Genomic DNA, 22,071 nt, shown 5'->3' with positions numbered 1-22,071 from the left:
TGCTTTTCCGCTTCGGAGAATCCGACTCCACAACTTTTCCCCCCGGAACAGAGGTGAAGGAGACAAAAAAAATTTGACTTTTCCCTCGCGGGATGTATATTACTTTATAAGTGGAGTCTCTTTAAAATAAGGATTCAGATTTATGAGAAAAATTTCTGTCAAGCGCGCGGTTATGATGGAGTATGTCATCATTGCAGTGCTGATCGCCGCAGCAGTTGTGGTCGCGGTTATCATGTTCGGCAAGAACGTTTCGAAGGAAATGAACGTCGCGACTCAGGCCATGAGCGATGCCAAGGGCGCGGAGACTTCCCAGAAGGCGGTCGAGACCGGAACTGCAAGCGATATCAAGAAAGCCAACGAGCACGAAAAAGCCATGCACAACTACGATAAGTAATCGCAGTTTTTCATGAGGGAACCAAGATGAGAGTCGTTCAGAAAAAACATGCCGTCATGATGGAGTATGTCATCATTGCAGTTCTGATCGCCGCAGCGGTTGTGGTTGCGGTTATCATGTTCGGCAAAAACGTCTCCCATGAAATGAATGTTGCAACCAAGTCCATGAGCGACGCCAAAGGTGCGGAAAGTTATCAGAGCGAACTGGAGAAGAACTCCGCTCAGGATATCAAGTCGGCCAACGAACACGAAAAGGCCATGCACAACTACGATAAGTAACCCGTGTTTTCGGCTGAGAAACCTTGACGGATGCTCGTTTGGCGGGTATCCGTCTTTTTTATGAAACGGATTACGGATGGATTATCTGACTCTGGGAAAAATCATTCTGGCGACCCCCTGGCTGATCTGCCTGTCCATTCGCGACTTCCGGAAGCACGAACTGCCGAACGCCTGGGTCATCGGCGGAGTCCTCGTGATGCTGGCGATTGCATTCGGTGCAGGCGTGGACTATGCGATCGGGTCGCTGGTTACGGCTTTTCTTGCGTCGCTCTTTCTGCTGCTGCCGTTTTTCCTGCGCGCCGCCGGCGCTGGAGACGTGAAGATGCTGTTCGCGGCGGGACTCATCGCTGGACCGGGCAATACGTTGAATCTGATTTTGCTGGTCTCTCTGGCGGGGCTTGTTCTCGCCTGCGTCATGCTGTTTCTGCGTCAGGTCAATCCGGCACGAATCAAACATTTCTGCCGCTGTCTGTTCGATTTCCGCTATGACCGCGCCGAGGGGAGACGCAACCTGCCGTCTCCCGAAAACGAGAGCTGCCGGGTCCCGTTCGGAGCGGCGATCGCCGCCGGACTCTTTTTGAATCTGCTGCTGCAGCTGCTCTACTCCATGGAGGTTGCGATATGAGCGGGAATTTCTCATTTCTGAAGAGAAAAGACGGGGCGGCACTATTGGAATTCGTCTTTTGTTTTCCCATTTTGTTCGTTTTGTTTCTCTTTGCCGTGCAGTTCGCCTACATCATGATCACCTGGCAGGTGGTGCATTACTCCGCCTATATGGGAGCACGCTCCGCCATGACGGTCAACAATATTCAGCGGAAGAGCCGGGCGGAAAACGTGGTGAAACGGATTCTCGCGGTCGTCTCCGCCTCACCCGCTGATTCGCGGGAGGCCGCGGATCGCGCGGATGACAAATACATCAGACTCGACGGCTGGGGACGGCTCCCGAATACCAAATATCTGGATCAACAGGTGGATGTCGATATTCCGCTCTTGGACATCGATCCGCGCGGGGTCAAATGCACCGTAAAGTTCAAGATGTTCCTCCAGGTGCCGGTCGCGGGGCGGATCATCAGTTTCTTTGCGAAAGAGAAGAAGACCGGCGAGGAGAGCAAATGGCAGGAGAAACTCGACAATCAGGCCTATGCACTCAACCCCGCCCTGCTCTCGCAATATGCCAACGAGATGGAGGTCAAGGGGGGAGATCGAAAAGGTGATTTGAAATATCCATATATCACGTTGACTTCAACTTGCGTGATTCCGATTCCGTATGCAACCAAATTTTATCCGTTGACCCGATGAACGAACTCAATCCAACCATTTGGTCTGTATTTTCCGGCCGGTGCCGGGAGCTGGCGGCAGACAACAAGGGCGCGGCGCTGGCCGTTACGCTCGCATTTGTCATGCCGATCTATCTTCTCGTCATCGGCATTTACGGGATCGGGGAAGTTGTGCGCAACAAGATTGAACTTCAGAATGCCGCCGACGCCGCCGCCTACTCCGCCGCGGCGGTTCAGGCGGATTACCTCAGCCGGATCGCAACCGTGAACAAGGCGATGGCGTGGACCTACGTCGACCTCCAGAAACGCTCGCTCGATCTGGCGATGGACACGTTCTGCAAATATGTGTTTCTCCAGTTCCAGAAAGATTTCAACATGGTTCGCCAGAAGAACACCCCGTGCCACATGCATGTGCCGGGGGTGCACTACAACTGCGGCACTGATCTTGTGGTTTTCGACCTCACACTCACTCTGGCGGGGACCGGCCTCGGAGTGCCGGAACTTGCGAAGAAGTTCAACGGTCAGGGGACGCTCGACCGCTTTCTCCTGGCGCAGCTGGTTTATACGACGATCGCGGAAACCAAAGGGAAAGGCTCCGTCGCCAACATCCCCAAGGTGGCGGAATACAGCGTGAACATCACCCGGATGATGGCGAAACTCAACAAACTGCGCCAGGAGTATCCGGACAAGGTGAAGAAAACCGCTCAGCAGATCGCCGCCGCCAATATGATGGAGTGCAAGGACGACTATATGATCAACGTCTCCGTGGGGGACGCGAACACCTGCTTCTTCACGATGCCCGGCACGGAGGAGTATGAGAAGACTTTCATCTCTTTCGCGGATCCGACCCTGAAAGATTTCTCGCCGAAAAAGGTGTTCGGCCCCGGAACCGACGACTGGATCGTCCGGCAAAGTCCCGTCGGCTTCTGGCGCGTCTACAAGCAGACCGAGGACCATCTGTACGCGAAGTGGGACTGGTTCTGGACCCGCTGGGTTCATGTGAATCTCGGAGAAATCCAGCTTCATATGCCTCCGTTCTTTCCGGGGGGAGGAAAAGGGAGAGGACATCCGGAATATCACGGGTACGACAGTTTTTTCCCGCTCATCAAGAGGAATCTGCCGATCGGGCTGGCGGTGCCGCCCGCGATTCCGCTGACGCTTACGCCGCTCTACTTCGGGAAAGGCGGTTCGATCACGGTGGCGATCGCGCGGAAGACGAGCAATCCGTTCTCCGTTTTCAGCGGCGGGCGCTCGCTCACGGCGCCCTCGATTCTCTCGGCGTTCAATCCCTCGGTGGCTGGTGGGAGCCGCCCGGAATACATGTGCGCGATCGCCTCCGCCCGCGCGGGTTACAAATCCTATGAGAAAGACAAGGAAAAAAAGCGCAAGAGCGCCGATTACCTGCTCGGATACACCATCGCCGACGGCGAGAAAGCGTGGAACCTCGTGGAGACCGACTGGGATGCCGTCATGCTCCCCGTCCGCAATGCGTGGGATCTCTGCGCCGGAGTCGGCGAAGTGCAGACGTTCACCGTCGGCAGCGGCAACATCCTCAAGGAGATCATGCTCGACAAGAAGAACTGGGTCGACGGCACCGGGAAAAAGATCAATGAGAAAAATCTGCCAGACTGGGAAAAACTCTCTCCGCCCGCCGGACTCGTCACGGACGGGAAAGAGGATAAGGACGGCAAACTCAAATGGGATAAACTGCGGGATTATCTGGGCCATTGAAATCATGAAGAAGTGTCGACACAATCTGTTCTCCTCCGGTCGCGGCTCCGTTTTGATGGAGTTCGTGCTGGTTCTGCCGATCTACATGGCCACGATCGGCGGAATTCTCTGGCTCGGTATGAAGTCGCTCGACGCAGTCAATCTGCGGGCGGCCGACCACTGGGGGGTCTGGATGGCGGGGAATCGGTTCTCAACGCGTCTGCCGGCGATTACGGCGTTGCAGGAGATGTTCCCGCGCACCACGCTGATCACGACCTCGCAGGAACGCGCCCTGACCGGGGAGCATTCATTTCTGCAGTTCATCGGGTCCAAAACCACGCTGTACGAGACCCGGCCGGGGTTCCTCGACAACTGGATCAACATGCCCTACACAGCGCGGGGTGAAAGCAGGCCGTTTTCGATTCCGGAGCTCCAGATGACCTCCTCCCGTTACGGCAACAAGTACACGCAGTGCATCATCATGCGCACGAAAAGTTCCAATACCGACAAGCGGCACTGGGACTCCAGTCTCGTCGCGAAACACAACGTCTGGAAGTTCGACTCGAAAGATGATGAATATCCCAAGGAGTGGAAGATCGAACTTCTGGACGCCCCCAAATACAAGGACGATACGAAAGAACAGGAAAAGGAACCCGAAAAAATCAAATTCTACGAGCGTTACGACAAATACGAGAAGTGGAGCAGGAAGAATTGAAGAAGTTGCCGCTTTTTGCCGTCGTTTTTCTGCTGATTCTTTTCGGAGGAACGGGCATTCTCCTGCTTTTGCGGGAGCCGGTCCCGTCGGCGGCTGGCCGGCAGCCCGTCACCAGGCGGGCGGCCGGTCGGAATCCCGCCCGGGTGGAGGCTCTGCCGCCGCTGCGGCTGCCTCCCGGCATGACTGCGCAGCGCTGTCCGGAGGACAGCTGGGAGTATACAGGGGAGACTGCCGCGAATTTCGTCTCAACGCGCGGTCGTCTGAGCGCCTGGTTTCAGAGCCAGTCCTGGCGGCCGGAAAAACAGATCACGCTCGATGAGAGTTTGAGACCGCAAGTCATTCTGACCTTTTCCAACGGGAAATATGAGTTGACCCTGCAGATCTGGAAAATCGGGACGAACCGGACCGGGTTCTCCTATCGGCGGGATAAAAAAATCGAGTTTGAAGGAGAGATCATTCAATGAACGAAAATTCGTCGTTTCTGGTACTGTTTCTGGCCCCGGTCAAGGAGTATCTGGCGGATGACCAGGTGTCCGAAATTCTGATCAACGGCCCGTCGCAAATCTACATCGAACGGAACGGGAAGCTCGAGGAGACCCCCGCCCGTTTTGCCAACGAGGCGCAGTTGAAAGCCGCGGCAGTCAACATCGCAAAATCGGTCGACCGCCAGCTCGACGAAATGCACCCGGATCTGGATGCGCGACTGCCGGACGGCTCGCGCGTTCACGCCACGATTCCGCCGATCAGCCGCTGCGGAACGATCCTCTCGATCCGGAAATTCAAAAAGGAGATGCTGACCATCGACCGGCTCGAACAATTCGGCAGCATTCCTCACGAGGGCGTTCTTCTGCTGAACGCGATCGTCAAACTGCGGAAAAACACCATCGTCTCCGGCGGAACCTCCTCCGGAAAGACCTCCGTCCTGAATGCGTTGAGCGGGCTGATCCCGGAGAACGACCGTATTCTCGTGCTTGAAGATGCCAGCGAACTGCAGCTTCAGCAGAAGCATTGCGTCTACTTTGAAACCCGCAAACCCGATAAAAACGGACAGGGGGAATTTTCGATCCGCGATCTGGTCATTGCCTCTCTGCGTCTCCGTCCCGACCGGCTGGTCATCGGCGAGATCCGCGGCGGTGAGGCGCTCGATCTCCTGCAGGCGATGAATACCGGTCACTCCGGCTCGATGTCCACGATTCATGCGAACAGTCCGCTCGATGCGTTGAGCCGCATGGAAACCTGTGCGATTTTAAGCGGAGCCAACCTGCCGCTCACGGCAATCCGGATGCAGGTCGCCTCCGCCATCAACTGCGTGGTCCACACCATGCGACTGCCGGACGGCTCGCGAAAAATCGTTGAAATCGCCGAAGTGCTTCCGCTCGAAAACGGCGAATACCGCCTCCGCTCGCTGATGCGTTGGGAGACCCGTTCCGTCGCACCGGACGGGACCGTCACAGGCGGCTTCCTGCTTGGCGAGTGTCCGACGTTCCGGGACGATGCCGAGCTTCTTCATCTGGAACTGCCCGAGTATCGATGAAGCAGGAATCCCCCACGCCGTTCTTCTTCGCGGGAGAGCTGATTGCCGGATCTCAGCTGATCCGGCCGCTGCGGGTGCGGGAGCTCTCGGAATGCTGGCTCGCTTTTCACCGGAGAAACCGCACCCCGATCGCGATCAAATTTCTGCGTCCGGAACATCCGCGCATTCCGCAATTTTACGAGATGGCCGAGTTCCTCAAAACCGCGCCGAGTCCCTTTCTGATCCGGGTATTCGACTGCGGGGAGACGGTTTCCGGCCTCCCTTATGCGACGATGGAATATGCCGATGGCGGAACACTTCGCCGACAACTGACCGGACATCGTCGCCTGCCGCTGGCAACGGCGGTCCGCCTGCTGCGGGAAATGCTCCGGGGACTGGCGGCGCTCCACGCGCATGACATGGTCCATCGTGATGTCAAGCCTGACAACATCTGGCTGACCTCCGACGGCGATTTCCGCCTGGGCGATTTCGGTCTGGTCCAGCTCCCTGGATATCCGGAAGAACGGGGGAAGATCTTCGGAACGGCCTCCTGCATGTCTCCGGAGCAGGCACATGACTCCACTTCGGTCGACGCCCGCAGCGATCTCTACAGCCTTGCAGTGGTGCTCTTCGAGGTGTTGACCGGAGACCGTCTGCGCCCGAAAGGGAGCTTCGCCGAAACGCTCAAATTCATCCTCTCCGATCGTTCGGCGCCTCCTGTCGACCGTTTGAAAGTCGTTGCGACGGAGAATCTCGCCCTCCTGCTGGGACGGATGCTCGAATATTCCCCGGCACTGCGCCCCCGGAGCGCGACGGAAATTCTTGCGGAGCTCGACGCCATGTCGCTGCCGGGAGGCGTCTGAACACGCCTCCACGCCTCAGGACTCTTCCCGAAACGGGAAACGTTCGAGAAGCCGCCGCCAGCGCGGGGAATACTTCCGTCTCTCCTCCAGTTCCGCCGGAGAAAGCGCGGCAATCTCGAAAATCTCCTGATCCGAGAGCCGGAGCAGAACCGGCAGCGGATCCACTCCGGCCATGCGCAAAGTATGCGCGGCTTTCCCGAGACGGCGGCGGATCTGAAATTCCCGCGCAAGGACCAGCAGCGGTCCGGCCAGCGGCAGAAACCAGAGTGCGTTCCCTACGGCCGCAAGAACCGCCGCCGCCGCGATTCCTCCGAGCGAAAAAAACGGCAGATACCACCGGCGGAAAAGATTCCCCGCCCATCTCCGAAATGCCGAAGCATGAACCTGACAGGGGAAATACTCCTCATAAACCGAAGCGGGAAACGCGATTCTAACCGCATGAATCAATTCATGCGCGAGGGTTTCAGCGGCATCATATCCCCATCTCCGGTTTCGCCGGGCAAATGTTCCGTGCAGGAAGAGCAGCGGCAACGCCCCGTCGACCTCGAGCAGAATTCCGGCGGAGAAGAGACCTGTTCGCCGGGAGGAGTACCAACCGGCCACCCAATCCGCCCGGAAACGGTATGTTTCCCAGGTCAGCTGATTGGCCGCATCGCGCACCTCGCGGGAGAGCGGCCGGCTCTGCCGGAGGAGCGGCAGAAGATCCGAAGAACCGTCCCGGAGCGCCTCGAGCTCTCCGGAGAGCGTTTCGAGCCGGGAAGCAAACTGCTCATCCGTCTCTCCGGGAACCGGGAAAAAACCCGCGGCATCCAGTTCATCCGGCGATCCGGAAATTGTTCTTTTCCTGATTTCAGCAGCCATCATTCACGGAATCGGCAGGGAAACAATCGTGACGATCCGCTGATAAAGCGCGACAACCCCTCGTCCGATCGGCCCGAATGAACCTCCGGAAAGCGAGTAGATCGAAGCCGAAGCGGCAAAGACCAGCGGTAGAATCGAACAGAGCAGAATTGTGTATTCCAGCAGGACGCTCCGTTTTTTCGTCATGCGCCGCCTTTTATTCATAATGCTGCCCCCAGACCCAGTTGATCAGCGGATCCCCCGGAATCCCGGAGGAAAGAAGCGACTTCCCGATCCGGGCAGCCGCCTCCGGCTTGAGCGGATCATACCCATCAAGCACGGTTTGCTGCTTCGCCCGGAAACGCTTCCAGGCGGCGGCGTACTTCTGCATCTCCTCCGCGGAAATCGTGGAAGCCGGCGAAAAATAGAAATAGGCCGTTTTGGCGACAAAGTAACTCCGCGTTTCCCCGGCGGATTCCGCCATCCGGTTGAACATGGCGAGCATGGCGGCGCGACGCTTGAGCAGATTTTCACACTGCTGCTTGAGTTTCCGGGTCTCGCCGTTGAGCATCCAGCGGTTTTCCGGGAGCGAAAGCCAGAGATTCGTCTCCTCCACCGTCCGATAGAGCGCTGCCAGCGCAATACACTCCGGTCGAAATTCGAGACTCGGAACGATGTCGTCGGAGTAGAGATTCGTCGGAAGAGTCGCCGATTGCTGGATCATTTCATAGAAATAACGGATTCCGAACATCCGGTCATAATCTCCGGCCGGAGTCTGCCGGTGCGGACTCGGCATTTTTCTGTTCAGACATTCAAACTGCAACGCCCTGCCGACTTTCTCCTCCGAGGCGAATTCCGCCGCGATTTCGGGAACTCGATCCCGGGTAACGCCGACAGACTGCAGTTTGCCCAACAGAAATTTCAGATTTCCCGCATTGCGCAGCAGCATCTCCTGCTGTTTCACCAGCATGTTGCGTTTCTGCAGAATCCGGCTGCTGATCATGCATTCGTCCGCCGACACGAATGAAACATCCCGCCGGATATCGGAAAAACGCATGGAAATCAGCGCATTCTGATTGGCGCTGACCTCGCTCTGGTTTTTCTCCAGATGTTTGAGGACATCGGAGAAATCCTGCGCCCGCACCCGGATATTGCCGGATGAGATCGTCCGGAAATGCTCCATCTCCGCGATCAATTTGTGAAAATCCAGCGTCTCGCTCTTGAGCTGATCCAGCGCCGCATGCATTTGATCGAGAACGGCACAGTTGTTCTCCAATTCGGCCGTCAGACGCCGGATCTCCTCGCGCAACGGCCGAAGCCACTCCGGTTCGCCCGTTTCGGCGGAGGCAAGAAGAGGCGTTTTCTTCAACTCGGCCAACAGCTCCCGCTGAGTTTCCGGTTCTGAATCCATCGAGGAAAGCGTCGCCCGGATTTTAAACTGAATATCCAGCAGCGATTTCGCGTGTCGCACCAGGGCCATGCGTTCATCGACTGTCGCATCCTCCCAGTTCCAGGCGAATCGGTTGTCGATCTCCAGACGTCCGTAACATTCGGCCGCGTCCTGCCACTCCGAATTCTGCAGATGCCTCTGGAATTCGTTCCAGAACGCAAACGTCTTTTCATAGCGGGCAATGTTCTTCAAATGTTCGTTGTGAAACTTCTCGTATTTCTGATAATCCCGGGATTCCGGCATCCGGTCCAGCAGCCGCCGGGCCGTCGCGAAATCCGCACGCCGGATATAAAACTCCGCCGCGGCAAGCACCTGAGAGGCCTGCGGCGTGGTAATATAAAATATCCCGAATATGCCGAGAATGACCAGCAGCGTGATCCCCATCACCAGAATTTTCCGGCCGATCTGGGAGCGCGTGTGCGGGACGTTGCGGTCGAGAAACAGAAAATCGAAAAACGCGATGGAAATTTCATCGGAATCCATCAACATGCGTTCCTGCCGCCCGAGTTTGTCGCCATTGACAAAAGTTCCGTTGACACTGCCGAGATCGCGAATCCAGGATTCCCCGTTTTCCGCGATCCGAATTTCGGCATGATGGCGGGATACCACATCGTCGCGGATCACGATATCATTCTCCGGATCTGAACCGATCCGAACCAGACTCTTCTCCAGACGGATCATTTCCCCCTCATGCGGTCCGTTCAGAGACTCCAGGCGATGAACATCGCACGGCCGGGCATTGCCGACCTCCGCTGGTTTGACGAACAGTTCGCAATCGCCGATGGCAACGCGATCGTTCGGCCGGAGCACGCAGCTCGATACCGCCCGCCCGTGAACATGAATCCCGTTTTTTCCGCACGCCTGCAGCCGGATTTCCCGGGACCCGATCCGCAACTCCGCCTGATAATCCGCCGAAACTCGATCCTCGGGGGGGATCACCCAGTCGTTATCCTCCGCCCGGCCGATCCGGACCCGATCCCCCAGCGTATCGCTCTTGGCGGAATAAAGGAGTTTTCCCCGGCAGCGGAACTCGAGGAGACGCACAACGGCACGTTTCTTCTTTCCCGCTTCCGGCTGGGTCTCCGAAGCGCCCTCATTCCGCTCACGTCTGTGAAATATTCTGCTCATTCTTCAATCGTCCAGATATTTTTCATGATCTTCACATGACGATGGTCGTCCGGCGAGGGGAAACGGCGCAGACACTCGTTGACGATCCGGTTCATCCCCTCCGAATTTCCTGCCGTCTGATAGGTCTGAAACGCCAGACAGCACTGCGAATACCAGATCTGCTGCTTTTCCCGAAACTCCCGCCACAGCGGAACAACGGCCGAAATCAAAACCGGATCGTTCGTCTCGTAAGCCCGGCACAGCAACGTCCTGAGCATCAGGTCAACGTCATCCCATACCGTCGCGGCAATGTTTTTCCGCAACTCGAACGACGCGCGCTGCAGCAGCCGGGTGGAGTCCTCCGTCATGCGTTCCGCCGGGATCTCCCAGTAGTGGTCCACCATCGCCGGAGAAACGACAAAGGCTCCGAAACTTTGCAGAACCTGCTCGGAACGCCAGAAGTGACTGGCAGGCACTTCCCGCAGCAGAATCAGCTCCTTGTCGTGGTAACGCATGTAACTGGCATATCCCTGCCAGCGAAAATTTTTGTCCTGCCGGGTGTAGGAGAGCCGGTAATAGGGGAAACCGCTCTCCGTCGGACGGTAGAACTCCTGTTCCGGATCGTCCAGAAACGCGAAACCGTTCTGCTCCGAAACCCGCTTGCGCCACTCATCGAAACTTTTTTGCCGGGTCTTCCGGAAACCGTCCGGAAGAGTCGATACCGTAAAGACAATATGGAACGGAACATCCATGTTCTTTCCCAATGCAGTCATGATTTCATGGTTGTTCCCATCGCTTTTCGTGACGGTACCCGGGGTTTTCGGGTAATAAACAAGGCATTTCCCGTCCGGTTCGATTTCCATGCGGAATTCACCGTCATCGAAATTACCGGAAACTTCCCCGGGCCAGGTGACCGGATTCTCCAACTGCATTCGGGAGATCACGCCGGCGCCGCCGATGATCAGCAGAAACAGCACGACTCCTCCGGTCAACACAATCCGGCGATGCCACCGACGGCTGCGGTTGAACTTCCGCAACTCCTCGAGTTCCGCACCGGAAGCATAGCGGGTGCAGTCGGCATCGTTCGATGGGGCGGCGACGTCCGACTCCTCGCCGGCCGTCTCTCCGGTAAGCTCCTCGGTCGCCTCCTCCGGATCTGCCGACGGCACCGTCGCGGAATCCGGGGTTGCAGGGGAATCATCCTCCTCCAGAACGAAAGTCAACTCTTTTCCGATGCGGACATCCGCACCGGGGAGCAGCAGAAAATCCCCCTCGCCGATCACTTCATCGCCGTTGACCCGGGCGGACTCGTTCGCGTGAACGTGCAGCAGTACCCCGTGATCGGATTGCGGCAGAAGCGTCACATGCTCCGCCCCGATATCCAATCCGCCCGGACGGATATCGGCATCCCGACGCCGTCCGATCAGCGTACCGGAATTCCGCACGGCAAACACCCTCCCGGCAAGTTCTCCGGCCAGGAACATTATCTTGTAATTCGCAACGGAATGCTCCATATTTCCTCCTCAGAACAGCGGGACTCCCGCCTCCCTCATTTTCAGAAAAACCGGAGTCAGAATGATGATGAACACCGCCGGCAGAATGAACAGCGCCATCGGCAGAAGCATCAGAGACGGCGCCCGCTGCGCCTTGCACTCCGCCAGGGCAAAACGGGCTTTGCGCATCTCCTCGCCCTGAATCTCCATCGTCTCGGTCAGCGGCGCCCCCAGTTCAGTCCCCAGAGCGATCGCCGCCGCGAATGAAGAGAACTCCTGAATGTGAATCCGGTCGGCCATATTCTGCAGTGCAACGGTGCGAACCACCCCGAGCTCCATCTCACGAAGCATCTGGGAATACTCCTCCGTCAGCGGACTGTCGATACCGAGTTTCACGTAGAACCGCACTGCCGCGGAAAAATCGAGCCCCCCCCGCATCGCCGAAGCGATCAGGTCGATCGAATAGGGAATCGCCTTTAAGATCGAAAGACGCCGTTCTTTGACCAGATTGCCGATCACGATCCCCGGCAGACTCCCGCCGATCATTGCCGCAATCGCCCCGGCGACCGGAATGGAAATCCGATTCTCATCGCCGACCAGTTCCGCCGTCACACAACCGGTGGCGACGCCGAAAAGCACGACCAGAAACAACTGCATGCAGCAAACTTCCGCAGATGTGAACTTCAACCCGGCAAAGTTCAACTGCTTTTGAAGCTCGGCACACCGCCCCGGAAACACCCGCCGAAAAAACGTTCCAACGCCGACCGCCATCAACAGATCGATAAACGGTTTCAGCAGCGAGAACAACCAGATGGAGTGCTCCCGCTCCACGGCAGCCTTCTTCTCCCGCTTTCCCGCGAACATCGTGAAGAAAAGAGTCGGCAGCACGATCACGGAAAAGGTCAACGCATAAATAAGAATCTGTTTCATTCGTTCACACCTTGATGTCCACAATCGACCGGATTACCAGATAACCGATCACCTCCAAAGTCAGCATCACACCGATGGCGCACCAGCCGATCAATGTCTGAACCATCGGCAGCATCAGATCATTGTTGATGAAGAAAAGCAGCAGAAAAGCGACCAGAGGCGCCAATGCCATCGCCAGCGCCTCAAAACGCCCCTGCGCCGTCAACGCCCGGAGTTTCTGATGAAACTCCGTCCGCCCCCGGATCATTCCGGTGATTTTTTCGAGAACCTCCACCATGCTGCCCCCGGACTGCGTCGTGAGCCGGATCGAGATGATCAGCAGCTGCAGGTCTTCGCACGGAATCCGGTTGTACATCCGCTGCATCGCCTCGGCCAACTCCAAACCGAGTCGATACTCCCGGATCACAATCATAAGTTCCTCTTTCAAAGGGCCCTCGCACCGCCGGGAAAACACTTCCAGCGCTTGCGGCAGCGCCTGTCCGGCCCGCAGACCGTTGGTCAATCCCAGTGAAAGATCCAGAATGCTGTTTTCAAACCGTTCCGCGCGGCGACGGACTTTCTGCGAAAAATAGAACCACGGCGCCACCATCCCGAGAATGAAAGCCATCGCTGCAACCGGAACGATAATCAGCGGCTCATAAACCTGACAGAAAATCAGCGTCGTAATCATCCCTCCCGCCAGAAGAATCCCGAGCGAAAGCTGAAGCTGCTGAAGCGTCGCGCGGCCGATGAAATAATAAATGTTGTTCGCCATCCCCTCCGAGCGGTTTTCCCGGATTTTCCGATCCGCCTGCTCCATGCTGAACGACTGAATCAGAGAAATGAGAATATAAACCAGCAGAGCAACAGCCAGAAGCACCAGCAAATAGACGCCGTAACGCTGTAAGAGAGAGAGGGAATTCATTGCTCCTCCTTATCACCCTTCCGGTACAAATACGGACATGTCCAACTCCAGATCTCCGGCTTGACGCAGTTCATCCACAAACCGCGGAATATTTCCGGTCGCGGTATGATGCCCGATCACGTGAAACTTCTCGTCAAACCCCTCCTGCTCGAAAGTGAAGATATCCTGAAGCAGAATCGTGCTGCCCTCACGCCCGGTCACTTCCGAGATCTTCACGATCTTTCTGGACCCGTCCGGCAATCGGGTCTGCTGAACAATCAGATGAATCGCCGAGGCGATCTGCTCCCGGATCGCCGACGAGGGCAGCTCAAATCCCGCCATCATGACCATATTTTCCAGACGCGACAGAGCATCGCGCGGGTTGTTCGCGTGGCAGGTGGTCATGGAACCGTCATGGCCGGTATTCATGGCCTGAAGCATGTCGAGCGCTTCCGCACCGCGGCACTCCCCGACGATGATCCGGTCGGGACGCATTCGCAGGGTATTGATGACAAGGTCGCGAATCGTGACCCGCCCCTGCCCCTCCACATTCGCGGGACGCGCTTCGAGCCGGCAGAGGTTCTCATGACTGAGCTTGAGCTCCGCGGAATCCTCCACTGTGATGATCCGCTCCTTTTCGGGGATGAATTGCGACAGGATGTTCAGAAGTGTCGTCTTGCCGGAACCGGTTCCGCCCGAAACCAGAATGTTGCGCCGGGCGCGCACCGCCTCCCGCAGAAACAACGCCATCGGCCGGGTCAGGCTCCCGAATCGGATCAGATCCTCATCCGTGAGTTTTTTCGAGGGAAACTTCCGGATCGTTACCAGCGATCCGTCGAGCGCCAGCGGCGGGATCACCGCATTCACCCGGGACCCGTCTTCCAACCGGGCGTCCACCATCGGAGAAGCGGCATCGATGTGGCGTCCGAGCGGTTCGACAATGCGCTGAATGATCGATTGCAGGTGACTTTCACTGTTGAATCTGGCGGCGGTCCGATAGAGCAATCCGCGGCTCTCAACGAAAAGATTCGCCGGACCGTTGATCATGATTTCCGAAATGGACGGATCACGAAGCAGCGGCGAAAGCGGACCGAGTCCGATCAGATCGTCCAGCAGAATTTGCCGGAACTCTTCGAGTTTCACCCGGACCGGAATCTCGTGCCGGACCTCCCGGAGAATCTGGTCAAGAGCATCTTCGACTTTCGGGCGCATCTCTCCGTTCGTCATCTCCAAAGCGGAAAAATTGCCGATATTGAGCAACTCCAGTACGCGATTCTGAATCCGCCGCGCCAGCTGCATCATCGCCTCGCTGTACAGCTCGGTCGGCTCACCGTTTTGCCCGCCGTAAACCGGCATGCCGTGCTGCTCCGGAGACGAAGCGGGTCCGCCGCTCCCGATCTTTGCCGAAGAGCTGTCGACAGACGCCGGGAGAGGTTGGGAAGTCTGTTCCAGCACCAGCTCCGTCTCCCCGATCCGGATCACATCGCCGGGCCGCAGTTTCGTTCGGCCTGAAACGACCGCACCGTTCACCCGGGTCCCGGTTCGACTCGAGAGATCTTCCAGAAAGAGATCGCCGTCCTCGTTTCCAGTGAGTTCCGCGTGCCGGCGGGAGACCCTCCTGTCCGGAAGACAGAGACCGGCCTCCCCGGAACGCCCGATCAGCAGAGGAAGTTTGCCATCGAGCACAATGCTTTTCCGTTCTCCATCGGCGGTTGTAACTCTCAGCTGCATCATTGGACTCTACCAGGTGAACATTTTCTCAAACCAGCTCCGCGACTCCTGTTCACGGATTTTTTCATTTTTCTCTTCGATCGAGCGCGAGACGGCAGGTTCCACCTCCCGCGTTTCGTCGGAGGGGATGGAGGTCATCTGCACATTTGAATTCGCAATCCGCGGGGAAACCAGAATCAACAGCAGCATCTCTTCGCTCTGCTCCTCTTCCGAGGAGGTAAACCAGTTGATGACCGGGATATGGCGCAGAAACGCATAACCGCTCGGACCGCTGCTGGTATAAGTCAGATCTTTCTGACCGGCGATGACCGCCGTCTGGTTCAGCGGACAGAGAATCTCCGTGGCGGTTTTGGCCGACCGCTGAAAGTAATCCTCATCCTGCTTGATCGGAGCGAGACTTTTCTCCAGCTCCAGTTCCAGTCTCGCCTCGTTGGCCCGGACGAGGCTGCCGCGGATCTTCAATTTGAGGCCGAATTCAATCGGCTTGAGCTCGGCGGTGTCCTGCCCGTACACCTTGACGTTCAAGGTTCCGCCATTCTCGTAGGTCGCGAAATTCCTGCTGTTGTTGGTCAGCGTAACATGGCCCGCGTCGCGAAAGTCCGAGATCCCGTTGTTGCCGAAAAAGACCAGCGACCCTTTGAGATCGGTATTGAGATAGGAGTAGAGCCCTTTCCCGCCGGACGTGCCGGAAAGCTCATCCGGCGCAGCCCCGGCGAGTGCCCGAAACCATGCGATGAGATTCCAGGAGAGAACCGTCCCGTCGGCAGAGGAATTGCCGAGCCGCTCAAGCTGAGTCCGGGTCACGCCGACAAATACGACTCCGACATCGAGCTGGGTATCCGCGATTTTCAAATCCGTTTCCGCCTGCATGGCCTGACCGTTCCACTCCGGGGAGAGCCATTTCTGCAGTGCGAGAATCCGTTTGACTGAAGCGATATCGTTTTCTGTGAGCAGATAGCCCGACACCGTCAGGACGCCATTCGCCACCTGAAATCTGAGCTGCCCCGGATTCTGCGGAGAAACGGTTTCCACCACAGGATACCCCGCGGAGGCAAACTGCTTCTTGAGTTCCTCGAACAACTCGGGCCCGGGGCGGAAAATCACATAGTTGCGGCAGCGGTCTTCATAACGTCTGACAACACGCCGGAAATAATCCCATCGTGAAGTCCGGGTGATCTCTCCGCGCAGAGTCAGCACGTCATCCGACAGCTCCACCGACACTTCGGGCAAGTCGCCAAGTTCGCGACTCAATTCCCGGTAGATCGGCATGAGCGAGCTCGAGACGGTGACCCGGAACTCCTTGCTGATCCCCTCGGCCTGGACCGTTATGACCGCACTGCCCGCAGAGACGCCCTCCACCTCGAACGCCCGCCCGTCCACCAGACTGACCCGGGCATTGGATGTGCTTGAACGGTAATGTTCTATGACAAACGGAACTTCAAACCGCCGGGTCTCTCCGGTGGAAACGGAAATCCGTTCCGGCGGCAGCTGAATCGACTGTTCGGAATTCCGGGGAGTCTCCACGGCCTGCCCGACCCCATCCGCACCGGACGACACCAGGCAAAAACAGAACAGCAGAAAAAAAAACAGTCGGAGATACTTCATACGCCCCGCCTCTCTCATCGATGATCCTTGTTGGGAATTTCAGGCAATTCCGCCGGGACAAGCCCCTTGCGGATTTTTGCGAAGGTGTCGGCATTGACGACCCCGCCATCCTTCCGGTTGAGAGCGACGGAGTCATTCCGTTTGCGGAGAACCGGATAGAGCTCCGACTCCCGCTGAGCCGCAATGAGAATCATCGCCTGCTGCGGCGGCAGAGAGACAAAAACCGTGCCGCTCGACCCTCCGCTCTCCCGGAAAGAGCCCTGTTCGTTCGCAATTCCAATGACCCGGACGCACGGCAGCAGGACGGAAGTCTCGCGCGACTCAGTCATCTTCACGCCGGAGCCGTCGCTCACCGTCATATCCTTGTCGATGGAGACATTTTGCGAAACATAAGTGGAGATGATGGCGATCTCATCATCAGGCATGAGCATTTTGACCAGAGCCGGATCCGAAAAGGTCACCGGCACCGTCCACTCCCCCTGCCGGGCGCAGTCGCCGAGGGTCGTCTGAATCCGGATATCCGTCATCAGGATGTAGTCATCCTGAGACACGGCATGTGGAAGCTGCTGGCCGTATGCGAGGCCGACATTCTCCCACAAAAGGGCGTTTCTGGGAACAGCGGATTCCGGGATATCCTTGTACGTGAGACTCCCCTGCGACAACTCATCGCGAGCATCGAGATCGCGCGCAGCTACAACCACGGAGACCTTGTTCTCCAAGTCGGCATTCTTATTTTCAAACAGAAGCCTGCTTACGAGGTAGACCGCCGCCAACCCCAGAATCACCGACACGACCAATGGAATTATATTTTTCATATCAATACATTACTCCGGTCTGTTACAGCTTCAAACCAGTGTAATTTACATCAGAAACCTCTTTTTTTCAAGACTGAAATCAACTGTTTTCCAGCCCTTTGCTGATGATCTCCCACTCATTTCCGGAGATTTCCTCAAAATCTTTTCCGGGAAGCATCCCTTGAGCTTGACGGAACAGAATTCCGGTCGTATTCTTAATCGGGGGATCTCGCTTTTTTCATTTTGCATGGGTGCGGCGGCGTTTTGCTCATCGAAACGTGGAGAGGAGTTGCGTGGACGGAATCTTTAACACCATCGTCACATCTGTGCAGGAACTCCTGTGCGCCGTGCTGTTGAACCCGGTCACGTCTTTGTCGGCGGGACTCCTCTGCTGCATCCGGGATACGTCCGGATCAACGCCGATCGCTTCAAATATCTTTTCTACGCTCCGGGATTTACCCCGGAAACCATACGGGAACTGAATCTGCCGAACTTCAGCGACGGCAATCCCGGTTCCAACCCGATGAAGTTCACCAATCCCTGGCATCAGGCGCTCGCGGCCTACATCGCGCCGGAATCGGTCTATAAAGATCCCGACAACCGGATCAGCCCGGAAAAAGGAGTCTGGCGCTGTCCCGGACTCGGTGATGATGAGATGCAGGGTACGTACTGGGGCGGCGGTTACGGAGCCAACCGCACGCTGATGCGTTACGTTTACAAAAACGGCACCACGCAAAAAGAGGGAACCATCCGGGTCACCCGCATCCGGAAGCCGGCGGAAACCGCGGCGATCGGAGACTCGGGACGTCCGGTCGACGTCGTCGACGGCAAACCGGTCAGCTACGTCGCCTGGATGACGTGGATCACCTCCCCGCAATCCTCCGGCAACTGGAAGATGCCCTCCGGAACCGGACCGAAATCCGGCACGGAACAGCCCGCCGCCCGCCACAACGGCAGCGCCAACATCGTCTTCGCAGACTGCCATGCCCGGGCGGTGCAGTTCGCCGAACTGAACAACCTCGACAACAAAGACACCTATTTCTGCAACTATCTTTACCAATAAGACGGGAAAACGATGAAACATCTTCTTTTTGCGCTGTTTCTTGCCGTTGCGGGAATCGCATCGGCCGGGGAGACCGGAGAACGGCCGCTCTATTCCGTCCCGGTTCTCGGGGATATCCACTACGACCTCATCGACTGCCACGACATGGAGTGGGTGAACGCTGAAATGAGCAAGGATCTGCGCCAGATCCGCAACTATACAAGAGGCACCGAAGCGAATACGCCGGAACTGTTCCGACGGGTGGAAGCGGCCGCCGCACTTCGGACGGAACCGGTCCCGTTCGTGATCCAGATGGGGGATTTCACCGAGGGATTGTGCGGCAGCCGGGAGCTGCAGGGGAAACTCTTCTCTCATGCGCTCGCAGCGGTGAAAAACTCTTTCAAACGGCCGTTTTACCTCGTGCGCGGCAACCACGACGTGACCGGGCCGGGAGCATGGGAGGCGGGGGACGATGTGCTGCTTCCTTATCTGCGCGAACTCCGCAACGATCCGGAAACATCGTGGAACTACACGATCGACCGCGGGGAGGACCGTTTCATCTTCTTCGAGTCGATGCGCCCCGATCTCGGCTGGCTCAAACAGGCACTGACGGAAAGCGCCGGAAAACGCCACGTATTTCTCGTGACGCATTATCCGATCCTGCCGTACAACTACCGCGCCCACTGGGGGATGCTCTGCAAAAACCCGCAGCAGGAGACGGAACGGCGGGAGCTGCTGGCTCTTCTTGAAAAACACAATGTCATGATCTTAAGTGCTCATCTGCACATGCTTTCGCTGATTGACCGCAAAACTGCGAACGGGACGACGGTACAGATGTCGGTTTCGAGCGTCATCAACAAACGCGATTCACGCCCCGTCAAAGTCGTGGAGGGAATCGCGGCGTACACTCCGGAACTCGCCGCTGAACGCGACGCCACCAACCGGAATCTGGAATGGCGCCAATCGCTGATTGGCGAAAATCAGCCGTATGCAACCCGCTTCTATAAAGCGGAGTTCGACGGTTACGCGGTTCTGGAGGTCTATTCAGACCGGGTCGTCATGAGGTTCTACAATCTGACCGGCGCTGAACCGGTTCTCACGATGCGGCTGAAGTGAGATGAACACATTTCTGCATCGGTTTCTGGGAGCGCTGCTGTGCGGGGGCGCCGCGCTCCTCGTGTCGGCGGGGGAGAACAGCTCGCTTTCCGGCGGCGTCTACTGCGGTTATCAGGGGTGGTTCAACGCGCCGGGCGACGGCAGCGAACGCGGATTCCGTCATTACGGGAAGAACGGAGAATTCGCCCCCGGCCGCTGTTCGGTGGAGTACTGGCCAGACATGAGCGAGGCGACCGAATCGGAGAAATTCCCGACTCCGTTCCGTTTTGCGGACGGGCGTCCGGCTTACGTTTACAGCGCACGCCATCCGGAGACGGTCTCGCGCCACTTCCGCTGGATGCGCGAATACGGGATTCGCGGTGCGATGCTGCAGCGTTTTCTGACCGAACTCCGGGATCCGTCCGGGCAGGAAAACGCCGACACGGTTCTCGCCAACGTCCGCCGCGCCGCCGCTCAGCACGGCCGGACGTGGATGCTGATGTACGACATTTCGGGAAACGCCGACTTCGAGCTCTTTGCCCGAGACTGGAAACGGCTGATCGACACCGGAGTAATCCGGCGCGACGATCCGGCCTACCAGCACCATGCGGGAAAACCGCTGGTTGCATTCTGGGGGCTGTTTGCGGAGCGGCCGGAGAGTCCCGGCTGGTTTGAGCGTGCGATTGATCTGGTCACGTCCGATCCGGTCTACGGCGGATTTTCGGTAATGGCGGGAGTGAACGACAACTGGCGGACGGTTCCGGGTGCAGCCGGAGAGCGAATCCGGCGGATCGTATCACGTTGCGCGGTCGTCTCTCCGTGGACAGTCGGTCGTTACGACAATGAATCCCGGCGGAATGGATGGGTCGGGTTATTCCGGCGGACATGAAGTGGTGTGAGGAGCGCGGAATCACCTATCTGCCGGTGATCTTCCCCGGATTTTCGTGGCACAATCTGTATGGCGGCAAATTTGACCAGATTCCGCGCCGGGATGGGCGGTTTTACCAGGAGCAGGCGGAGACGCTGTTGAAATTCGGCGTTCGTCAGATTTACGTTGCGATGTTCGACGAAATGGATGAGGGGACTTGCATTTTCAAGACCTCGAGCGAAGCCCCGGCAGGAGAAAGCCCGTTTCTGACCTACGGCGAAAAACTCCCGTCAGATTTCTACCTGCGTTTGACCTCCGGTTTTTCCCGACAGTTGAAACGCATGGCCGGGAACGGGGAATGAAACCTGAAACGTCCTTTTATGAAAGAGATTCGTCGCCGAACCCGGGTTGTCGGCAGCTTTCCGGATGGGAACTCGGCGATGCTATGATGCTGGTCGGAGTCGGACTCAGGCATATTTCCACGACAAAATGGGGCACTCGGCAGTACATGAATACTTGCAAACTTTACGCAGGCGGTATAAGGTAAAAGGCGGGAGGCTCCGCCTGCGCAACCGACCTGCTCCTCCGGAGCTCTCTGGTCGGTCGGTTGCTTCGGCTGCGCCAACTCGCGTTTGTCATCTGTAATCGCTCAGAAACAAATGTGCACAAAATTTCGGACACTACCCCATAGGAGGAAGAAGCGCACCATGTATAAATGCTTTTTTGTAAGATTTCCGCTCTGCTCCGGAAATATAAAATTGTATTCGCCTTATTTGATGGATCATGAAAGCAATCCCGACATGCCGTTGCTCGCGGATGGGAAAATCGTTTTCTTCAAGACGAAAAACAGCGCCATCAACTTCATGCACAATCATTTCCGCAATGTGTCATACAATGATGAACCTGCATATGAATTTGATACGGAAACATTTATTAAAAACGTCCGGACCGGATATCAGCGGGAGATTGTCATCGATATTCTCAACATCATTTTTGATTATCTAAGTGCGATAAAAGTCGAGAACTATCCGTTTTTTTCCCGGAAAATCATTTACGATTTTGCCGATTATACTACTTTTCATAGAGATCTTGAGACATACTTTCAAAGCCACTCTCAGCCTGCACCTTCCGAACTAATCAATTTCCTTTACTGGTTTTCAGGCGAAATTGCCCATCATTCCATCCTTTGTTCACGGCGTACCTTATCAGAAATCATTCAAGGAAAGATGCGCCTCTCTCCCCAGGGGGACAACCTTTCCTTGGACGATCAGAGTAAAAACTTTTGAACTACTATATCCTGCAGCTTGCCGATTACAAGTTCGCCAATAGACTTCACAAGGCCTCGGATATGGAGCTTACAGATCTGAACAGGGGCGTGGAGTCGGGGTATCGTGGCAAAAAAAAACCCCGCGCTCGTGTGTGCGAAACGCGAGTGCGGGTAAAAAAATTCCCGGCGCCGTGCTACTCTCCCATAGTCAAATTT

The 22,071-nt window shown here is 56.9% G+C and carries 23 protein-coding genes and 1 pseudogene; 15 read left to right on the top strand and 9 right to left on the bottom strand.

Annotated elements, in window-relative coordinates:
- Window positions 1-142: 142 nt before the first annotated feature.
- From Q0J85_RS13100 to Q0J85_RS13060, 9 genes are all read left to right on the top strand, one after another.
- Window positions 143-394, top strand: a complete 252-nt coding sequence (locus tag Q0J85_RS13100) for a hypothetical protein (protein ID WP_294482442.1) — start codon at window positions 143-145, stop codon at window positions 392-394.
- A gap of 26 nt (window positions 395-420) precedes the next feature.
- Window positions 421-672 (top strand): hypothetical protein, encoded by a 252-nt coding sequence (locus Q0J85_RS13095; RefSeq protein WP_294482441.1) that lies wholly within the window; start codon window positions 421-423, stop codon window positions 670-672.
- A 76-nt stretch (window positions 673-748) separates the two neighbouring features.
- Window positions 749-1,297, top strand: coding sequence for a prepilin peptidase (locus tag Q0J85_RS13090; RefSeq protein WP_294482440.1), 549 nt, complete (start codon window positions 749-751; stop codon window positions 1,295-1,297).
- The gene (locus Q0J85_RS13085) at window positions 1,294-1,971 is read left to right on the top strand and encodes a TadE/TadG family type IV pilus assembly protein (RefSeq protein WP_294482439.1); all 678 of its coding nucleotides are present in this window, start codon (window positions 1,294-1,296) and stop codon (window positions 1,969-1,971) included. The genes Q0J85_RS13090 and Q0J85_RS13085 overlap by 4 nt, the downstream gene beginning before the upstream one ends.
- Complete coding sequence (locus Q0J85_RS13080) at window positions 1,968-3,680, top strand: pilus assembly protein TadG-related protein (RefSeq protein ID WP_294482438.1); 1,713 nt, start codon at window positions 1,968-1,970, stop codon at window positions 3,678-3,680. The genes Q0J85_RS13085 and Q0J85_RS13080 overlap by 4 nt, the downstream gene beginning before the upstream one ends.
- A gap of 4 nt (window positions 3,681-3,684) precedes the next feature.
- The gene (locus tag Q0J85_RS13075) at window positions 3,685-4,374 is read left to right on the top strand and encodes a TadE family protein (RefSeq protein ID WP_294482437.1); all 690 of its coding nucleotides are present in this window, start codon (window positions 3,685-3,687) and stop codon (window positions 4,372-4,374) included.
- Window positions 4,371-4,838 (top strand): hypothetical protein, encoded by a 468-nt coding sequence (locus Q0J85_RS13070; RefSeq protein WP_294482435.1) that lies wholly within the window; start codon window positions 4,371-4,373, stop codon window positions 4,836-4,838. The genes Q0J85_RS13075 and Q0J85_RS13070 overlap by 4 nt, the downstream gene beginning before the upstream one ends.
- The gene (locus Q0J85_RS13065; RefSeq protein WP_294482433.1) at window positions 4,835-5,908 is read left to right on the top strand and encodes a CpaF family protein; all 1,074 of its coding nucleotides are present in this window, start codon (window positions 4,835-4,837) and stop codon (window positions 5,906-5,908) included. The genes Q0J85_RS13070 and Q0J85_RS13065 overlap by 4 nt, the downstream gene beginning before the upstream one ends.
- Complete coding sequence (locus Q0J85_RS13060) at window positions 5,905-6,750, top strand: serine/threonine-protein kinase (protein ID WP_294482432.1); 846 nt, start codon at window positions 5,905-5,907, stop codon at window positions 6,748-6,750. Before Q0J85_RS13065 ends, Q0J85_RS13060 begins: the two co-directional genes overlap by 4 nt.
- A gap of 15 nt (window positions 6,751-6,765) precedes the next feature.
- On the opposite strand, the gene Q0J85_RS13055 is transcribed toward Q0J85_RS13060, so the two are convergent.
- The 9 genes from Q0J85_RS13055 to Q0J85_RS13015 are packed head-to-tail and all read right to left on the bottom strand — an operon-like array spanning window position 6,766 to window position 17,604.
- Window positions 6,766-7,614 (bottom strand): hypothetical protein, encoded by an 849-nt coding sequence (locus Q0J85_RS13055; protein ID WP_294482431.1) that lies wholly within the window; start codon window positions 7,612-7,614, stop codon window positions 6,766-6,768.
- Window positions 7,615-7,797, bottom strand: a complete 183-nt coding sequence (locus Q0J85_RS13050) for a hypothetical protein (protein ID WP_294482430.1) — start codon at window positions 7,795-7,797, stop codon at window positions 7,615-7,617.
- Between the two features lie 10 nt (window positions 7,798-7,807).
- A complete protein-coding gene (locus tag Q0J85_RS13045) occupies window positions 7,808-10,168 on the bottom strand; it encodes an FHA domain-containing protein (protein WP_294482429.1) in 2,361 nt (786 codons plus the stop codon).
- Window positions 10,165-11,661, bottom strand: coding sequence for an FHA domain-containing protein (locus Q0J85_RS13040; RefSeq protein ID WP_294482428.1), 1,497 nt, complete (start codon window positions 11,659-11,661; stop codon window positions 10,165-10,167). The genes Q0J85_RS13045 and Q0J85_RS13040 overlap by 4 nt, the downstream gene beginning before the upstream one ends.
- 9 nt (window positions 11,662-11,670) lie before the next feature.
- A complete protein-coding gene (locus tag Q0J85_RS13035; protein WP_294482426.1) occupies window positions 11,671-12,570 on the bottom strand; it encodes a type II secretion system F family protein in 900 nt (299 codons plus the stop codon).
- Window positions 12,571-12,574: 4 nt separating this feature from the next.
- The gene (locus Q0J85_RS13030; protein ID WP_294482425.1) at window positions 12,575-13,474 is read right to left on the bottom strand and encodes a type II secretion system F family protein; all 900 of its coding nucleotides are present in this window, start codon (window positions 13,472-13,474) and stop codon (window positions 12,575-12,577) included.
- Window positions 13,475-13,486: 12 nt separating this feature from the next.
- Window positions 13,487-15,187, bottom strand: coding sequence for an ATPase, T2SS/T4P/T4SS family (locus Q0J85_RS13025; RefSeq protein ID WP_294482424.1), 1,701 nt, complete (start codon window positions 15,185-15,187; stop codon window positions 13,487-13,489).
- Between the two features lie 6 nt (window positions 15,188-15,193).
- A complete protein-coding gene (locus tag Q0J85_RS13020) occupies window positions 15,194-16,789 on the bottom strand; it encodes a hypothetical protein (RefSeq protein WP_294482423.1) in 1,596 nt (531 codons plus the stop codon).
- A 14-nt stretch (window positions 16,790-16,803) separates the two neighbouring features.
- Window positions 16,804-17,604 carry a hypothetical protein gene (locus Q0J85_RS13015; protein ID WP_294482422.1) on the bottom strand — a complete coding sequence of 267 codons (801 nt, stop codon included), beginning with the start codon at window positions 17,602-17,604 and terminating at the stop codon, window positions 16,804-16,806.
- A gap of 319 nt (window positions 17,605-17,923) precedes the next feature.
- Between Q0J85_RS13015 and Q0J85_RS13010 the strand changes: the two genes are divergently transcribed.
- From Q0J85_RS13010 to Q0J85_RS12990, 6 genes and pseudogenes are all read left to right on the top strand, one after another.
- Window positions 17,924-18,646 (top strand): hypothetical protein, encoded by a 723-nt coding sequence (locus Q0J85_RS13010; RefSeq protein WP_294482421.1) that lies wholly within the window; start codon window positions 17,924-17,926, stop codon window positions 18,644-18,646.
- Between the two features lie 12 nt (window positions 18,647-18,658).
- Window positions 18,659-19,741, top strand: a complete 1,083-nt coding sequence (locus Q0J85_RS13005; protein ID WP_294482420.1) for a metallophosphoesterase — start codon at window positions 18,659-18,661, stop codon at window positions 19,739-19,741.
- 1 nt (window position 19,742) lies between these two features.
- Window positions 19,743-20,609, top strand: coding sequence for a hypothetical protein (locus Q0J85_RS13000; RefSeq protein ID WP_294482419.1), 867 nt, complete (start codon window positions 19,743-19,745; stop codon window positions 20,607-20,609).
- A complete protein-coding gene (locus Q0J85_RS12995; protein WP_294482418.1) occupies window positions 20,606-20,950 on the top strand; it encodes a hypothetical protein in 345 nt (114 codons plus the stop codon). Before Q0J85_RS13000 ends, Q0J85_RS12995 begins: the two co-directional genes overlap by 4 nt.
- 21 nt (window positions 20,951-20,971) lie before the next feature.
- Window positions 20,972-21,135: pseudogene (locus tag Q0J85_RS15500) on the top strand (IS256 family transposase); the annotation flags it as partial.
- Window positions 21,136-21,346: 211 nt separating this feature from the next.
- Complete coding sequence (locus tag Q0J85_RS12990) at window positions 21,347-21,874, top strand: hypothetical protein (protein WP_294482417.1); 528 nt, start codon at window positions 21,347-21,349, stop codon at window positions 21,872-21,874.
- Window positions 21,875-22,071 lie beyond the last annotated feature (197 nt).

The sequence above is a fragment of the uncultured Victivallis sp. genome (assembly GCA_944389935.1).
In the GTDB taxonomy this organism is placed as follows: Bacteria; Verrucomicrobiota; Lentisphaeria; order Victivallales; family Victivallaceae; genus Victivallis.
Note: the sequence above shows the minus strand (reverse complement) of the source record. Positions and strands in the feature narration are given on the sequence as shown.

What these genes read in the sequence shown, in the direction of transcription:
- Q0J85_RS13005 (WP_294482420.1), top strand. Translation starts at nt 18,659, where the DNA reads ATGAAACATCTTCTTTTTGCGCTGTTTCTTGCCGTTGCGGGAATCGCA.
- Q0J85_RS13075 (WP_294482437.1), top strand. Translation starts at nt 3,685, where the DNA reads ATGAAGAAGTGTCGACACAATCTGTTCTCCTCCGGTCGCGGCTCCGTT.
- Q0J85_RS13055 (WP_294482431.1), bottom strand. Translation starts at nt 7,614, where the DNA reads ATGATGGCTGCTGAAATCAGGAAAAGAACAATTTCCGGATCGCCGGAT.
- Q0J85_RS13100 (WP_294482442.1), top strand. Translation starts at nt 143, where the DNA reads ATGAGAAAAATTTCTGTCAAGCGCGCGGTTATGATGGAGTATGTCATC.
- Q0J85_RS13020 (WP_294482423.1), bottom strand. Translation starts at nt 16,789, where the DNA reads ATGAAGTATCTCCGACTGTTTTTTTTTCTGCTGTTCTGTTTTTGCCTG.
- Q0J85_RS12995 (WP_294482418.1), top strand. Translation starts at nt 20,606, where the DNA reads ATGAAGTGGTGTGAGGAGCGCGGAATCACCTATCTGCCGGTGATCTTC.
- Q0J85_RS13015 (WP_294482422.1), bottom strand. Translation starts at nt 17,604, where the DNA reads ATGAAAAATATAATTCCATTGGTCGTGTCGGTGATTCTGGGGTTGGCG.
- Q0J85_RS13060 (WP_294482432.1), top strand. Translation starts at nt 5,905, where the DNA reads ATGAAGCAGGAATCCCCCACGCCGTTCTTCTTCGCGGGAGAGCTGATT.
- Q0J85_RS13080 (WP_294482438.1), top strand. Translation starts at nt 1,968, where the DNA reads ATGAACGAACTCAATCCAACCATTTGGTCTGTATTTTCCGGCCGGTGC.
- Q0J85_RS13065 (WP_294482433.1), top strand. Translation starts at nt 4,835, where the DNA reads ATGAACGAAAATTCGTCGTTTCTGGTACTGTTTCTGGCCCCGGTCAAG.
- Q0J85_RS13040 (WP_294482428.1), bottom strand. Translation starts at nt 11,661, where the DNA reads ATGGAGCATTCCGTTGCGAATTACAAGATAATGTTCCTGGCCGGAGAA.
- Q0J85_RS13045 (WP_294482429.1), bottom strand. Translation starts at nt 10,168, where the DNA reads ATGAGCAGAATATTTCACAGACGTGAGCGGAATGAGGGCGCTTCGGAG.
- Q0J85_RS13090 (WP_294482440.1), top strand. Translation starts at nt 749, where the DNA reads ATGGATTATCTGACTCTGGGAAAAATCATTCTGGCGACCCCCTGGCTG.
- Q0J85_RS13025 (WP_294482424.1), bottom strand. Translation starts at nt 15,187, where the DNA reads ATGATGCAGCTGAGAGTTACAACCGCCGATGGAGAACGGAAAAGCATT.
- Q0J85_RS13085 (WP_294482439.1), top strand. Translation starts at nt 1,294, where the DNA reads ATGAGCGGGAATTTCTCATTTCTGAAGAGAAAAGACGGGGCGGCACTA.
- Q0J85_RS13030 (WP_294482425.1), bottom strand. Translation starts at nt 13,474, where the DNA reads ATGAATTCCCTCTCTCTCTTACAGCGTTACGGCGTCTATTTGCTGGTG.
- Q0J85_RS13095 (WP_294482441.1), top strand. Translation starts at nt 421, where the DNA reads ATGAGAGTCGTTCAGAAAAAACATGCCGTCATGATGGAGTATGTCATC.
- Q0J85_RS13035 (WP_294482426.1), bottom strand. Translation starts at nt 12,570, where the DNA reads ATGAAACAGATTCTTATTTATGCGTTGACCTTTTCCGTGATCGTGCTG.
- Q0J85_RS13000 (WP_294482419.1), top strand. Translation starts at nt 19,743, where the DNA reads ATGAACACATTTCTGCATCGGTTTCTGGGAGCGCTGCTGTGCGGGGGC.
- Q0J85_RS13050 (WP_294482430.1), bottom strand. Translation starts at nt 7,797, where the DNA reads ATGACGAAAAAACGGAGCGTCCTGCTGGAATACACAATTCTGCTCTGT.